This is a genomic window from Candidatus Nitrospira nitrosa, assembly GCF_001458735.1.
Taxonomy (GTDB): Bacteria; Nitrospirota; Nitrospiria; order Nitrospirales; family Nitrospiraceae; genus Nitrospira_D; species Nitrospira_D nitrosa.
Genome location: NZ_CZQA01000009.1, coordinates 348,125 through 365,573, shown reverse-complemented (window position 1 = coordinate 365,573; position 17,449 = coordinate 348,125). Strand labels below are relative to the sequence as shown.

Sequence of the window (17,449 nt, the reverse complement as noted above, 5' to 3'; positions counted from 1 at the left end):
GGACTGACATGAGTAAGAAAAAAGACATCGAATCAATTCACTATCTTTCTCCTCTTCAGGAAGGATTGCTCTTCCATGCCGTGTCCGACGCGGCCGCGGATCCTTATTTCACGCAGACCGGCTTCGTCATTGACGGAGAGCTGGACCTCAAATCATTTGAGGAGGCCTGGCGCACGGTGATGGAGCGTCATCCCATCCTGCGCACCAGTTTCGTCTGGGAGGGCGTCAAGCAGCCTATGCAGGTCGCGCGGCGCGATGTGCGGGTTCCACTTCAAATCCTCGATTGGCGTGCCCACCACAGTGAATCCTGGGACGAATCGCTGGCGGTCCTTCTGCGCGAGGATCGTCGAAAGCCGTTTGATCTGCTTCTGCCGCCCATGATGCGGCTCACACTGATCAGAATCGAGGACAGTCGCTGGTATTTCATCAACAGCCACCACCATATTTTACTGGATGGTTGGAGTGTCGCGTTGTTGTTGCGTGAGGTGCTGATCTGTTACGACGCGCTCGTGCAGAGGCGGCAGCCGTTGCTGCCGCCCGTGAGACCCTATGCCGAGTACCTCAACTGGTTGCGGAGCCGCGACTTGCAGGCTGCCGAGACGTTTTGGCGGACCAATCTGGCGGGATTTGAGACACCAACGGCGTTGCCGCTGCAGACGCCGCAACAAGTGACCTCGGAAGAACTGAAATCTCTGCCATATGCGGAACAGGAACTGCGCCTGTCGAAGGCAGAAGTCGAAACGTTGACCACTTCCGCCAAACGGCGGCGGCTCACCTTCAACACATTAGCGCAAGGAGCGTGGTCGATCCTGTTGCACCGCTGCACCGGAGAACGCGAAGTCCTGTTCGGCGCGACGGTCTCGGGGCGGCCGGCGGAACTCCCCGGCTCAGACGTCATGGTTGGACTGTTCATCAACACGTTGCCGGTTCGAGTCACCATCTCTCCAGATGCCAAGCTGGGGGATTGGCTTGCCTCGCTCCAAGAACAGAACAGCCTGCTGCGGCAGTATGAGTGGACACCCCTGTCGAGAATTCAGCGCTGGAGCGACGTGTCGGGAGGGCGGTCGTTGTTCGAGAGCATCCTGGTTTTTGAAAGTTACCCGGAGGATGAGAGCGACCAGGATCAGCTCGGCTTGAGAATCACGCCCATGGCTCCACCCCGACAGGATGCCGAGTATGTTTTGACGGCTGGTCGTAATAACTATCCACTCTCGCTGATGGTCGAACCGGCGGCAGAGGTGCGGTTGATTCTGTCCTATGCGCGTGAGCGGTTTGCGCACGAGGACATCAAGCGGCTCATCGGGTACTACCGCACCTTGTTGATGACGATGGCGGAGCGGCCGGAGGCTCGGTTGGCGGAACTGTCTCCGCTCGGCGATGGAGAGCGAATCCGCCTTTTGATGGACTGGAACCGCACCACGGTTCCGGTGGACGAAGAATGTATCCATGAACGGATTGAGCAGCGGGCACAGGAACAGCCGGATACCACCGCCGTCGTCTATGAGGGACGGTCTTTGACCTATGGAGAGTTGAATGCCAAAGCGGATCAGCTTGCCCGGTATTTGCAAAATCTCGGAGTCGGTCCTGACGTGCGGGTGGGACTCTGTGTGGAACGATCGCTGGACTTGATCGTCGGATTGCTCGGCGTGCTCAAATCGGGTGGTGCCTATGTGGCGCTTGACCCGAAGCTTCCGAAAGAACGGTTGGCTTTTATGCTGTCGGACAGCGACGCACGGGTGGTCCTCATGCAGGTCGCAACCGGGGACCTCTCCCATGACACGACTGTGCGACAAATTTATCTGGACCGCGACTGGCCGGCCATCTTGGCTGGAGCTGATCAACCGTTGAGGCGAGACGTACGACCGGAGAATTTGGCTTACGTCATCTATACGTCCGGGTCCACCGGACGACCGAAGGGCGTCGCCGTAGAGCATCGACAGGTTGTCAACTACGTGTCAGGACTCATGGAGCGTCTCTCGCTCGACGAGATGGCCAGTTTCGCGACCGTATCCACGGTCGCGGCGGATCTCGGCAATACCTCTATCTTCGGTTCACTCTGTTCGGGTCGTACTCTTCATGTCCTGTCGGTAGATCGGGGATTCGATCCCGACGCCGTCGCGGACTACATGACCGGTCACCGGATCGACGTCCTAAAAATCGTACCGAGCCATCTGGCAGGCCTACTGGAAGCAGGACGGCCTGAACATGTGCTTCCACGGCGTTGCTTGATCCTCGGCGGCGAAGCCGTTCATCGCAGCCTGGTCGAACGGATCCGAACCCTTGCACCCGATTGCCGAATGATCAATCACTACGGCCCCACGGAAACGACGATCGGAGTACTCACCCATCACATTGACCTAGAAGGGGACGTGCACGGCAGCATTCCTATCGGACGGCCTTTGGTCAACAGCCAAGTGTTCATTTTGAACCAGGATGGTGAACCCGCACCGGTGGGAGTCTCCGGCGAGTTGTGTATCGGAGGTGGGGGGTTGGCGAGGGGGTATCTCGATCGGCCTGACCTGACCGCGGAGCGATTCGTGCCGAATCCGTTCGGCGGGCTGGCCGGTGCTCGTCTGTACCGTACCGGAGATCGGGCGCGATATCGACCAGACGGTTCCGTCGAATTCCAAGGCCGCGTGGACAATCAAGTAAAGGTCCGAGGGTTCCGGGTCGAGTTGGGAGAGATCGAAGCGCAGTTGCGGAGCGATAGTCGAGTCAAGGATGCCGTTGTAGTCGTGCGCGAAGCGGCCGACGGGACCAAGCAGCTTGCCGCCTATGTGGCGGCGCCGGCCGATCTCGATCCGGACGCGGTTCGGTCTTGTCTGGCGGTTCTTTTGCCGGACTATATGATTCCTTCGACCATCACTGTGCTGGAAGCACTTCCTCTTACCGCTAACGGCAAGATCGACCGAGCGGCGCTTCCGGATCCGGAACAGGGGCGGGCGCAGCCGAATGACTCCTATGTCTCTCCCCGAAACGAGGTCGAAACGACGCTCGCGCAGATCTGGGGGGAGGTCCTTCATCTGGATCGCGTAGGCATCCATGACAATTTCTTTACAATCGGAGGCGATTCGATCCTCTGTCTCCAGGTGGTGGCAAGGGCCCATCGGGCGGCTCTCAAGGTGAGCCCGAAACTAGTCTTTCAACATAATACAGTGGCGGCTATCGCAGCCGCTCTTGAAGCCGCCGGTTCTGTGGTGGATGAGCCTATCGGGCGTGCGGAGACGGTTACCTCGAAACCGTTTGCATTCGCAGGGGGTCATGAGGAACAGGTCCGCACGCTCCTGGCTCTTCATGGAGCAGAACTCGAGGATCTCTATCCCGCGTCACCGATCCAGCAGGGGATGTTGTTTCATAGTCTCCATGGTGAAGACGCGGGGGCCTATCACAATCAGGTCGTTTATGCGTTCACCCAAGGACTGGACCCGGAGGTATTTGAGGATGCCTGGCAGCATGCAGTGGATCGGCACACAATTCTCAGGACGGGATTCGTGTGGGACGTTGCGCCCGAACTGCTGCAGGCCGTGGTCCGTCGTGCTCAGTTGTCCGTGGAACATCTCGATTGGCGGCATCTCGCCCATGAGGCTGCCAGGCAAGACGTGTTGCGGGACTATCTCTCGGCCGACCGTCTTCGCGGATTCACATTTGATCGACCGCCGCTGATGCGTCTGACGTTGATCCGACGGACGGAGCGCTCGTGGTGGATCGTCTGGAGTTTGCATCATGCGATTTTGGATGGATCGTGCCAGGCGTTGTTGGTGCAGGAGGTCATGACTACTTACGAACGCCTTCGACGTGGCGAGGCCGTGGCGGTGACCCCTGCGCCTTCTTATCGGGAATACATCCGGTGGTCGTTGCAGCAGGACCTCTCAGCGGCCGAGCAGTTTTGGCGGGAGTATCTGCGTGGTTTCGAACAGCCGACTCGATTACCAGAGCAGGTAGCGGATTCTGCTGCCGAGTCCGCGCCTTACGGTGAACAGCGTGTGGAGTTACCCCCTTCAGTCTTGCGAGGCCTGGAGCAGTTGGCTCGATTTCAGCATGTGACGCTGAACACGGTCATTCAAGGGGCCTGGGCCTTGTTGCTCCGTCGGTACTGCGATACCGGCGATGTCATGTTCGGCGTGACGGTTTCGGGCAGACCTCAGGAGTTGATGGGCAGCGATTCCGTTCTTGGTGTGTTCATCAATACCATGCCGCTACGGGTGCGGATGGTGCCGGTCGAGCAGCTCGGAGACTGGCTTCGAACCCTGCAAGCGGTCAACGTCGAGCTGCGCCAGTATGAGGCGACTCCGCTGGTGCAGATTCAAGGATGGAGTGATATCCAACGGGGAACATCCCTGTTCGACAGCGTACTCGTGTTTCAAAACTATCTTCTCGACAAGACGGTTCAGGAATACGGCAGTACGTTCGGTATCGAGTCCGTCGATGTCGAAGGGTGGACGAACTATCCACTCACGATCACCGTGGTGCCGGAAGAACGACTCACAGCCATCTTTTCCTACGATCGTCGTCGCCTGAGTGACGAGATGATTGGGCAGGTCGTCCGCCATTGGACCGGCATCTTGGATGAGATGATCAGGAAGCCGGACGCTCGGTTGTCCGAATTGTCCATTCTCTCCGATCAAGAACGCCAACAGCTCTTGAAGGACTGGTGCGACCAGCGACGATTCAACATGGGCGACCAGTGTTTGCCTGATTTATTCGAAACGCAAGTGGCTCGGACGCCTGAACGTATCGCCCTATCGGACAACGGTGTGGACGTGACCTATCGGGAGCTCGATGCTAAAGCGAATCAGTTGGCGCACTACTTGCGCAAGCGAGGTGTGGGGCCGGATGTGAAAGTGGGAATCTGTCTGGAGCGATCGAGAAATCTGTTGGTCGCGATGCTGGGAGTTCTCAAGGCTGGCGGCGCCTACGTTCCGCTAGATCCGACATATCCGACTGAACGGCTAAGCTACATGCTGCATGATGCCCAGGTCTCGGTAGTGGTGGCGCAGGGATCGCTACCGGTCAACCTTGAGATCAAACAACGGGCGGTGATCGATCTGTACGACTGGGAACTGATTGGCCGTGAGTCGAGGGAAAAACCACCTGTTCCCCGCAGCCTCGATCAGCTGGCCTATGTCATCTACACATCGGGATCAACTGGTCGACCTAAGGGGGTGATGGTCCGACAGGGCAGTGCCGTGAATTTTCTCTTAGCCATGCAGGATACGTTACAGCTGTCCAGTCAGGATGTGCTGGCGGCGACGACCTCCATCTCGTTCGACATCGCGCTCTTGGAATGGTTCCTGCCACTGGTGGTGGGGGCCAAAGTGGTCGTGCTTAGCCGCGACATCGTTGTCGATGGGCCTCGATTGGCACAGGCACTGGTCCAGAGAGGCGTCACCGTCATGCAGGCAACGCCTTCAGGATGGCGCCTGTTGCTCGATGCCGGGGCTGTCCCTCCGGTACGTGTGCTGTGTGGTGGTGAAGCCTTGTCACGTGAGTTAGCGAACAAGTTTCTCGCTCAAGGCCTTGAGATATGGAATCTCTATGGACCGACCGAGACGACCGTATGGTCGATGATGGCTCGTGTGAGCGAGTGTGATGAGGCCGTTCCGTTGGGACGAGCGATCGCGAGCACGCAGATTTATCTGCTCGATGCAGAAGCCAATCTTGTCCCGATAGGAGTGTCGGGAGAACTATATATCGGCGGCGATGGGGTAGCGAGAGGGTACTGGCAACGGCCAGATTTGACTGCTGAGCGATTCACTCCCGATCCATTTGGGACGAAACCGGGACAGCGGCTCTATCGAACCGGTGATCAGGCTCGGTATAGGCTTGACGGAACACTGGAGTTTCTGGGCCGTGTCGATCATCAGGTGAAAATTCGTGGCCATCGTATCGAACTCGGGGAGATCGAATCGCGCCTGCGTCAGCATCCTGCCGTGCGTGAGACGGTCGTGATGGCCCGGGAAGACCGGCCGGGAGACAAGCGGCTGGTGGCGTATGTTGTGAGCGAAAGCACCGCGCGCGATGCCTCGATGATTCGATCGTTCACGGCCGAAACGTTGCCGGACTACATGGTCCCTGCCGTGGTGATGTTCCTGGATTCCCTGCCGTTGACGCCTAACGGCAAGATTGATCGAAAGGCTCTTCCCATGCCGGAGGATTCGGACCTGTCACCCTGCGGTGATGCTCCCCGCACTGCGGTTGAGGAAATTGTGGCTGGGATCTGGGCCGAAATCCTCGGCGTGAAGCATGTCGGCATTCACGACAATTTCTTCGAACTGGGCGGCCATTCGCTGCTCGCCACGCAGGTCGTTTCTCGCATCCGGACCTCGTTCCAGATCGACTTGCCGCTTCGAAACCTTTTCGAGGCGCCGACGGTTGAGGCGCTGAGTGCTGTTATTGAGCAAGCATGTTCTGGTGAAGATAAGGTCACATCCGCACCGCTTGTATCTCTCGATCGACTTGGGCCGCTCCCATTGTCCTTTGCCCAGCAACGCTTGTGGTTCCTGTCACAGTTGGAGCCGGACGGGTGGTCGTACAATCTCCCGTTTGCTTTACGACTCACTGGCACGCTCGATGCCGATGCCTTGTCGAAGAGTTTCGAGCAAGTGATCGCCAGACACGAAACACTGAGAACGACGTTCCGCGAGGTCAACGGCGAACCGGTACAGCTCATCGGCACGGCGGATGAGTTCGTCCTGCCACTTGATGATCTGAGCGGACTGCCTGACGACCGGCGGGATGAGGCCGTACGCGAAGCCGCCTCAGTGGAGGTCCGGCGGTCGTTCCGGTTGGATCAGGACCGGCCCATTCGCGCCAGGCTGCTCCGTTTGGCCGAGCGGCACTACGTCTTGCTCGTCACACTCCATCATATTGCTGCGGATGCTTGGTCGATGACGCTGTTGGCCAACGAGGTGGCGGTCTTCTATCAGGCTCTGGTCGGGCAAGCGGGCAACTTGGGCGAGGTGCTGCCGACATTGCCTATTCAGTACGCGGATTTCGCCCGCTGGCAGCGACAGCGGCTGCAAGGATCGGTGCTGGACGGGCATCTCGCCTATTGGAAGCAACGGTTGGGCGTCAACCCGCCGGTCTTGAAATTGCCGACGGACCGGCCGCGTCCCGCCGTGCAGACTTTTCGTGGCGCCCGTCACCTCTTCACGATCCCCGCAGAGCACGCCGACCGGCTGCGCGCGTTGAGCCGCAAGCAGGGCGTGACCCTGTTCATGACGTTTCTGGCGGCATTCAACACTCTGCTTTTCCGTACGACGGGACAGGAAGATATTCTGGTCGGCACCGACGTGGCCAACCGCAACCGTGAAGAGACGGAAGGATTGATCGGTTTTTTCGTGAACCTCCTGCCGCTCCGTACCGACCTCGGCAGTAATCCTACCTTCCTGGAGTTGCTGGGGCAGGTACGACGGACAGCGTTGGAGGCCTATGCGCATCAGGACCTGCCGTTTGAAAAAATTGTGGAAGCCCTGAAGCTCAAGCGCGATTTGGGAGGCAATCCACTGGTTCAGGCGCTCCTTGTCCTGCAAAACGTGCCGCCGCCTTCCATGGAACTGCCGGGACTGGAAGTCGGGGCGCTCGAGTTCGAAAGCGAGGTGGCACGGTTCGATCTCGCCTTGTTTATGGAAGACGCTGAGGATGGTTTGACAGGCCTCTGGCAATATAACACGGACCTATTGGATGCCTCTACGATCGCCGTCTTGTCGGATCGGTTCGTGACACTGCTCGGGAGCATCGTCGCCCATCCGGAGGCCAGGCTGTCCGCGATCGAGATCTTGTCTCATACGGAAAAGGAGTCTGCCATGATCGAAGCCAAACAACGTGAGGAAAGCAGGTTCAAACGGTTCAAGAACATTCAGCCGAAGGCGGTGCCGCTCGCTCAGCGGACGCTGGTCGAGCGTGGATATCTCGAGGCGGATCAGACTCTGCCTCTGGTCATACAACCGGCGGTCGAGGACGTAGATCTGGCCGCGTGGGGACAAGACAATCGGGAGAAGGTTGAGCAGGAGTTACTCGCGCACGGAGCCATCCTGTTTCGAGGATTTTCGCTCAAGGGAGCTGAGGATTTCGAGCAGGTCGCTCAGGCGCTATGCCCCACGCTGTTCGGCGAATACGGGGATCTGCCGCGGGAGAAAGCCGGGCGGCATCTGTACGGATCCACGCCCTATCCGGCCGACCGGACCATTCTCTTTCACAACGAAAGCTCACATTTGCATCGATGGCCGTTGAAACAGTCGTTCTTCTGCGTGCAAGCGGCGCAGCAGGGTGGGGAGACGCCCATCGTGGATTGCCGAAAAATGTGTGAACGCCTGCGACCGGAGTTGCGTGAGAAATTTCAGGAACTGGCGCTGATGTATGTGAGAAATTTCACTCCCGGTTTCGACGTCAGCTGGCAGGATTTCTTTCATGCCGATGACAAGGCCGTCGTCGAACAGATCTGTCGACAGCACGGTGTCGAATGGGATTGGACGTCCGACGGAGGGCTGCGCACCAGACAGATCTGTCCGGCCATCATCAAGCACCCAAGAACCGGCGACTGGGTGTTCTTCAACCAGATTCAACTGCATCACATCTCGTACCTTGAGCCGGCGGTCCGAAGTTCTCTGGTCGATGTGCTGGGCATCGAGCGAGTACCGCGCAATGTGTACTTCGGCGACGGCTCTCCGATCGAGGATGACGTGGCGGCGGAAATCGGTGAACTCTATGAACGGACGTCGGTCCGGTTTCCCTGGCAAAACGGAGACCTGCTTATGCTCGACAACATGCTGGTAGCCCACGCCCGATTGCCGTTCGTCGGACCGCGGAAGATCGTCGTGGCGATGGGAGAGATGATCAATCAACGAGATGTTCTCGCAGTGACTGTATAGAGGCGTCATGCAACCGACTATAGCTGTACAAGGGTTCCGGCTTTCTCCTCAACAAAAGCGTCTGTGGGTGCTTCAACAAACGTTCGGAGCCGTCTGGACTCAGGGAACACTGAGCATCCAGGGCATACTGGACCGCGTCCGCCTCGAACGGGCTGTGCATGCGGCGGTGGACAAACACGAAGCGTTTCGAACGCTATTCTGCAGGGAACCAGGGGTAAAGGTACCTTTACAAGTCATCGCTGAGGACTGCAGGCCCGTCTGGGAGACCGTCGATATTCAGTCAACCGACGCGGCGATGCGCGCAACAACACGTGATGAGCTGTTGGAGGAGCATCGTCGTCAGACGATTGATTGGGAACAGGGGCCGCCGGTCCGCTGCACTCTGTGCCGACTGTCGGATCACGAGCATTGGCTTCTGATCAGCCTACCGGCCATGTGCGCCGATGCCAGGACGCTTCATAACTTGGCCGGTGAGATCGCCGCCGGTTACGGCGCCGCCGGGCATAAGGGTCATGAGGAACCGGTGCAGTACACCCAGTTTGCCGAATGGCAGAACGAGTTGCTCGCGGACCAGGATGCTGCCAATGGCCGGCGGTTCTGGGGAGACATGCTGGTAGACCAAGCTTCGATGACGTTACCGTTCGAGTGTACACGACAAGAGACCGGCGGCTGGCCGACAGAGACGCTTGTCTGGAACTTGAGTGGAGAAGTTGTTGCATCGTTGCTGGCTCTGTCCGAACGGTATGAGACGCCGGTAGAAGCGTTGCTGTTGGCCGCCTGGCAGGTCGTGCTGGGCCGGGTCGGTGACCGTCCGGAATATCTCATGGCTCTGCTCAGCGACGGGAGAAAATACGACGAGCTGGAGTCGGGGATGGGACTCTTCGCCAAGTGGGTGCCTCTGCGGTGCCGGATCGACCTGGACACACCATTTCGGGAGCTGGCGGCTGCAGTCTGGTCCGACCAGCAGCAGGTACGAGAGTGGCAGGAGTACTTCCTGTGGGACGGCAGGGCCGAAGGAATCGACTTTACAACGACGGAACTAGTGGGATTTGAGTTTCAAACACTGGGATCGTTCGCGCAGACCGGAGATATCGTCTTCTCGTTCGAGCCGTCGGCTGTCCGATTCGAGCCACTCAAGCTGACCTTGACCTGTACGAGACGAAGCCGGTCGATCCAGTTGCGACTGCAGGCCGATTCGAAACTGGTTCATACGGCGGCGCTTTCGATCCTGAGAGAAGCCATGACTGCTGTGCTCACCGGTGCGGCGGCGCAGCCGGAGACCTGCGTCGGGCTGCTGCCCTTGCTGAGCGAATCCAAGCGGAGCCGATTGCTGCACACAGGCCACGGCACCGCACATCCACTCCAGACTGCACAATCTCTCGTGACTCTGTTCGAACATCAAGCCGAAGCGCGGCCTGATGCGACCGCCGTCGTCTGCGGCGACTGCCGCCTCACCTACGCTGAATTGAATGCCAGAGCCAACCAGGTTGCGCATGGACTGAACAGGAGGGGAGTGGGACAAGGCGATCTCGTGGGATTGTGTGTCGAGCGCTCGGTCGAAATGGTGGCCGGATTGTTGGGAGTACTTAAATCCGGCGCCGCCTATGTGCCGCTCGATCCGGAGAACTCTATGGTGCGCCTGACGTTTGAGATTGCGCAGGCTGGGATCGCCGTCGTGCTGACGCAGGCGAAATGGCGGCAGCGCCTACCCGCCACCGGGACGACGGCGCTCGGGCTGGATTTCCAGGACTGGGCGTTTGCGGAGGAGCCGTCCGGCAATCCTGATCGGATGGTTCACCCGATGGAACTGGCCTATGTGATCTATACCTCGGGATCGACCGGTGTTCCGAAAGGCGTCGCCGTTACTCATCTCGGTGTGGTGAACTACACGGGCTACATCTGCCGAGCGGTACATGCCGAGGCCGGCCTGAGTTATGCCACCGTCTCAACCCTCAGCGCCGATCTCGGAAATACCGTGATCTTTGCGTCGCTCGTATCCGGCGGGTGCCTGCATGTGATTGGGTACGACACGGCCACGGATGGACGGAAGTTCGGAGAGTATTGTGCCAATCATCCGATCGACGTGCTGAAGATAGTGCCGGCCCATTTCCAATCGTTGCTTGCGACGGCGGAGGACCACGAGGTGCTGCCACGGGGGCAGCTCGTCCTTGGAGGGGATGTGTTATCTCATGCGCTCGCCGACCACATAACGGCGTCCGGGCGCTGTCGTTTGCTGAATCATTACGGGCCGACGGAGACGACGATCGGGTGCCTGACTTTTCCGGTCGAGGCGCAGCATGAAGACGTACGACTCTCTACGACCGTGCCGATCGGTCGTCCGATCGACAATGCAGAAGCCTATATTTTGGACGAGCGGCTCGATCAGTTACCCGTCGGTATACCCGGAGAACTCTATCTCGGCGGGGCGGGACTGGCGCGTGGGTATCTTGGACGGCCCGATCTCACGGCCCAACGGTTTGTGCCTCATCCTTTTGCATCCCAACCGGGAAGCCGTCTCTACAAGACCGGTGATCTGGCGCGTATTCTGCCGGACGGTACAGTGGAATTCCTCGGCAGAACCGATTTTCAGATCAAGCTCCGGGGGTACCGCATTGAATTGGGCGAAATCGAGGCGCGTCTTACCGAACATCCCGGCATTCAACAAGCGGTCGTGACAGCGCGAGCAAGCCAAGCGGGCGAGAAATATCTGGCTGCGTATATCGTAGCCCGCGACTCTGCCGGTGAACCGGCAGGATGGCGTGAGTTTTTAAAGGAATGTCTGCCGGACTACATGATTCCTACCGCCCTGCTCTGTCTGCCGGCGCTCCCATTGAATCAGAACGGGAAAGTCGATCGGGCGCTCCTGCCGGAGCCGGAGGCATATCTGGCGTCGAATCGCCGTTATGTGGCGCCTCGTAATCCCTCGGAAGAGATGCTGACAGGCATCTGGGCGACCATCCTCAAGCGGGATCGGATCGGGATTCATGACGATTTTTTTGATCTCGGCGGACATTCATTGTTGGCGACGCAGGTCATGGCACGGGTGCGCTCGGTCTTTCGTGTGGAACTACCGCTGCGGACTCTCTTCGAGGCGACGACGGTGGCCCAACTGGCGGAAGCCATACAGTCGGCCCGCTTGCAGGACGGAGACATGGACATGCCGCCGGTTTCGCGAGTACAGCATGACGGGCCGGTCCCGCTGTCCTTTTCCCAGCAGCGTCTGTGGGTCTTGACGCAACTGGAACCGGATGGTGCTTCCTACAATCTTCCGATCGCGCTCCGATTGTCGGGGACACTCGATGTCAAGGCTCTTGAATGGAGCGTCAACGAGCTCGTTCGGCGGCACGAAGTATTGCGCACCACGGTGGCGTTGTCGGACGGACAACCAATACAAATCGTGGCGCCGGCAACGGCGCTGCCGCTTCCCGTTGTCACGCTCGATCATCATGTGGATAAATCCGAACGGGAGGCGGCCGTCTTACGGCTTGCGACGGCTGAAGCGCAGCGTCCGTTCGAGTTGGCTTATGGTCCCATGCTGCGCGTCACGCTGCTCAGACTCGACGTGGAGGAACACGTCCTATTGTTGACGATGCACCACATCGTGTCCGATGCCTGGTCTTCACATATTCTCGTGCGGGAGATGACCGAGCTCTATGTCGCTCAGGTCCAAAGCAGACCGGCGGCACTTCCGGAACTCCCGGTTCAATACGCGGATTTCGCCATCTGGCAGCGACAATGGCTGTCGGGTACGCGCTTAGATCGCCAACTCGACTATTGGAAGAAGCGATTGGCAGATGCGCTCGAGCCGCTGAACCTTTTGATGGATCATCCGCGACCTCCGGTCCAAACCTCCCATGGGGCTTCGCTCACTGTGTCGTTGTCGCCCGAACTGTCCTCAGCGATGACCGAGCTCAGCCGACGCGAGGGCGTCACGTTGTTCATGACCTTGCTGGCCGGGTTCTATGCCTTATTGTTCAAATATACCGGCCGGCCTGACCTCGTCGTCGGATCTCCGATTGCCAACCGCACTCGTAGCGAGATCGAAGGGCTGATCGGTTTCTTCGTGAATACGCTGGCGCTGCGGGCCGACTTGTCGGGGAGTCAGACGATCCGCGAGCTCCTGGCGCTGGTCCGACAGGTCTGTCTGGGCGCATACACGCATCAGGACGTACCGTTTGAAAAACTGGTCGAGGTGCTGCAGCCTGTGCGTGACGTCAGTTACTCGCCGATTTTTCAAGTCATGTTTGAACTACAAAATGCGCCCACCTCCGAGTTGGCCGTTCCGGGACTCCAGATTGCCACGGTGGATGTGGAGCCGCTGACGGCCAAGTTCGATCTGACGTTGTCTCTGTGCGAAAACGAAGCCGGGCTGACGGCGTCGATGGAATACAACAGCGATCTGTTTTCCGCCGACAGTGTCATGCGCATGCTCCGGCACTATGAATTGATCCTTCAAGGCATGGCCGTGCAGCCCGATACCACGATTGAGGATTTGCGGCTGTTGACCGACGAGAAGCAACGTTTGCTGACCGACTGGAACGTGGGACCACGACTATCATTGCCGGATCGGTCTTTTGCGCAGCTGTTCGAAGCGCAGGCATCGGCGACGCCGGATCGCGTGGCCGCTGTCTGCATGGATCGTCGGGTGACCTATCAGGAGTTGAATCGTCGTGCGAACCGAGTCGCCCATGCGTTGCGGCTCAAGGGCGTGGAGCCGGAAATGGTCGTGGCGGTCTTAGGTGACAGAAATCTCGACTTCTTGGCGATGCTGCTGGGGATCGTCAAGACAGGCGGTATGTATCTGCCACTCGATACAGGGCATCCGGATCACCGACTGAGGCATATGCTCGCTGAAAGCCGACCGCGTGTGTTGTTGACCACGGAGACCTCTCGGCAACGCGTGATGCCGCTGCAGGAAGGTCTGTCGGAGCATGAGCCGTCGACTCTTCTCACGATGGAAGAGACCCAGTCATCGGTGAACGACGAGATGAATCCTTTCACCTCTGTTCATCCACGGGGCGCCGCCTATGTGATCTATACCTCCGGCTCCACCGGGACTCCCAAGGGCGCGATCGTCGAGCATCGTGGGATGCTCAATCATCTCTGGGGGAAATTGCAGACGCTTGAGTTGACCGCGGACGACGTGATCGCCCAGACCGCATCCCAGTGTTTCGATATTTCCATCTGGCAGTTTCTGGCTCCGCTGTTGTGCGGTGGACGGGTTTGCATCGTTCCGGACGACATCGCGCATGACCCGGGACGGCTGCTTCATCATGTGGAGGCGGCAGGTGTCACAATCCTCGAGGCCGTGCCGGCGATGCTGCAGGGCATGCTCGATATGGCAGCCAATAGCGGCGAGAGCGAACCGGCGCTCGTACGGCTGCGGATGGTATTACCGACCGGAGAGGCGCTACCTGCATCGCTTTGCCGGCGTTGGCTTGCCCGGTACCCAGTAGTTCCGCTGATCAACGCCTATGGGCCGGCGGAATGTGCGGATGATGTCGCGTTGTATCCTGTGACGCAGATTCCGGAGGAACATGTAACTTTCATGCCAGTAGGCAGGCCGGTACCCAACATCGAGCTCTACGTGCTCTCTCCGTCATTGAAGCCTCTGCCGATCGGAGTCGTGGGGGAATTGTGCGTGGCCGGAGTCGGTGTCGGGCGAGGGTATTTGTGCGATTCGGCCAAGACGGCAGAGGCCTTCATTCCCCATCCGTTCGCCTGCGAACCAGGCGCGCGCCTGTATCGAACAGGTGATACGGCCAAGTACTTACCGAACGGAGACATTCAGTTTCTCGGTCGCATGGATCATCAGGTCAAGGTTCGCGGTTTCAGGATTGAGCTAGGAGAGGTTGAGGCACAGCTGCTCGAGCATCCGGAGGTGCACGAGGCTGTCGTCGTGGTCAAAGAAGATGTCGGAGGGGATAAACGGCTCGTCGCGTATGTGGCGGGAGGCGCCTCTCATGAAACGCTGCACGAATTTCTGCGCGAGCGAGTGCCCGATTATATGGTGCCGTCCACTATCGTCGTGCTGGAGTCGTTGCCTCGCAATGCCAACGGTAAAGTCGACAGGCGATCATTACCCGAACCCGACCTCCGGGGTTCGCTACAGACGTTCGTTGCACCCCGCACGGACATGGAAACGAGGTTGGCGCGCGAGTGGGCGGAGGTGCTTGGCCTGCCGCAAGTAGGAATTCACGACAACTTCTTCGATCTCGGAGGTCATTCGTTGACGGCGGTGCAGCTCGTATCGCGCATCCAGAGGATAATCGGAAATCCGATCGCGCTGCTTGACCTCTTTCAGGCCCCGACGGTGGCGGGTTTGGTGGAACGGATCTCCGGCCAAGCCGAGGCGGCATCTTCTCCATTCGTGGTGCTTCAGGCCGGACGAGAGGGCGCGCCGCTTTTTTGTTTCGATCCGACCGGGACGCACGTCGCGGCGTATCAATCGGTTGCCTATTCGCTGGGCCAGGAGCAGCCGGTGTATGGATTACCGTTGGGCTGGATCTTCTCAGAACCCTGGAATCGTCTGTCGATGGATCTGATTGCCGCACGCTATGCCGTGATCATTCGAGATAGGCAGAAAGACGGGCCGTATCTCTTGCTCGGATGGTCTAATGGGGGAGCCATCGCTTTGGCTGTTGCGCAACAGCTGGAACGACAAGGACAATCGGTCAATTTCCTCGGCATTCTGGACACGCAATTTCAAACCATGTCGGATTCTACGGATTCGGTCGAGGAAGAACTGCTCCACTATATCCAGGGAGACCGTAGAGAGGCCTTCCTGGCTGTGCCAGAGGTCGAGCGGCAGGCTCTCAGCGATGCTCTGAAACGGTTGGGCGATGAGGATCGGGTGGAATATGGGATTCGATGGGCTCAGGACCGAAAGCTGCTGTCCCGCGAGGAATCGGAGGCGTCCATCGCCGCTCTAAAAGTCGCCTATGCTCTGGATCGCGAGTCGGCCGGAATGCTACGCGCGGCCGTACAGAATCCCCTTCAGGCGCCGATTCATGCCTGGTGGACCAGTGCGACTCTTCGGAAGCACGGGAAAGCTCCGGTTGATTGGAGTGTGTGTACAAGGGGAATCGCGGTGAGTGAAACGGTTCACGGCGAGCATGCGGATGTGGTGCGGAGCATTCAGGTTCATCAGCGCATCAGTGAAATTCTGTCTATGCTACGAGGCGGTCGCGCACAGGAGGAGTCATATGCAGTACAACCCTGACACCGGGGGCAAGTTCAAGATCGTGATGAATACGTATCGAGTCTTCGGATTCTGGGAGACGCTCAAGGAGATTATTCTGTATCTCTTGAGCCAAAAACCTCACGATGACTTCGATAAAAAATATGGGGTCGTGACGTCCGGTGTCACGGAGTCGTCCGATGCCGGTATCGCAGATGAGACGGCCCGGAGCCTGGCGGTAGGCTATGTCCCAACGAGAGAGGTTGTCATTCGGCATATTTTGAACAACACGACGAAGGGGCTCGATCTCAATGCCTATTCGTTTGTAGACCTGGGCTGTGGGAAAGGTCGCACCCTGATTGTGGCGGCTCAACTCCCTTTTAAAGAAGTGATCGGGGTGGAGCTGTCTCCATTGCATTGTGATGTGGCGGAAACCAACGTGGAGCGGTATTTGTCCGATGGAATGCAGCAGCTGCTCTGCAGAAATATTCGGGTATGTTGTGTCAATGCGGCGGATTTCGTGTTTCCGAACACGAACCTTCTCATTTACATGTACCGGCCATTTCTGGGGCCAGTATTCAAGCACGTCGCTGAGAATCTGCGTCGCTTCCAAGCGGCCAGCGGACATCGTGTCCTTATTGCCTATTCGTGCCCAGTAGAGGAATTGATGCTCGAGGAATACGCGGGGTTCATCAAACGAACCGAGTATCAAGTGATCTCCATGGACTATTCTTGGAGCTTCTGGGAGTGTCACGCAGAAGAACCCTCGGAACTTGCTCTAACTGAGTACCGTTGATTTCGTATGCTTGGTCAAACGCTGGTTTTCTCGTTTCACATTTTGGTGCTGTGCAATACCTGGTCGGCTATTGTAAGTCTTTGTCTTGTAATGGATCCCTAGTTTTAGGTCTGAGAAATCCAGTTTATGTCCTCAGGACAAGCTGAAATGGAAAGAGGCGACGATCACGTCTCCGCGGGTTCTTCGGACATTTCAAGTGGCATGGGGACGGCAGAACCGTGAAGGGCGCAGAAAAGCTTTCTTTCTCAATGCCATTCTTTCAAAGCAGAAGGGTTACCGAAGAACCTTGCAGGCGGCCTGATAAGATTTCCTCTGTGAGGTAGGTGAGCTGTTATGACACTTGCGTTGGCAGAGTTGCAAAAACTTTATGTATGTTCACATCGACGCTGACCGAGGCCGTAGTGCTCACTTGTAGAGTAAATTGTACATCCAGCCTGTCGTAAGAGCCTGCCGACTGGTGAAGATGTTCTATCACAGACTTTATCTTGATCCAGACATCTGAGCCAACATTCGATACGATCTCCCGGCCCGTTTCTGAGAGTGAGAAGGACAGGACCACGAGCACTCTCGCAGTGGTCCAGTCACATTTCGTGAACGGAACGT

At 58.2% G+C, this 17,449-nt stretch carries 3 protein-coding genes; all 3 read left to right on the top strand.

Translation table 11 applies throughout. The features are described 5' to 3' along the window. Positions 1-8 precede the first annotated feature (8 nt). Genes COMA1_RS13840 through COMA1_RS13830 form a run of 3 tightly spaced genes read left to right on the top strand, consistent with a single transcriptional unit; the run spans position 9 to position 16,846 of the window. The gene (locus COMA1_RS13840; protein WP_090749500.1) at positions 9-8,870 is read left to right on the top strand and encodes a non-ribosomal peptide synthetase; all 8,862 of its coding nucleotides are present in this window, start codon (positions 9-11) and stop codon (positions 8,868-8,870) included. A gap of 7 nt (positions 8,871-8,877) precedes the next feature. After that, positions 8,878-16,092, top strand: a complete 7,215-nt coding sequence (locus COMA1_RS13835) for a non-ribosomal peptide synthetase (RefSeq protein ID WP_090749498.1) — start codon at positions 8,878-8,880, stop codon at positions 16,090-16,092. After that, positions 16,076-16,846, top strand: a complete 771-nt coding sequence (locus tag COMA1_RS13830) for a class I SAM-dependent methyltransferase (RefSeq protein WP_176698061.1) — start codon at positions 16,076-16,078, stop codon at positions 16,844-16,846. Before COMA1_RS13835 ends, COMA1_RS13830 begins: the two co-directional genes overlap by 17 nt. Positions 16,847-17,449 lie beyond the last annotated feature (603 nt).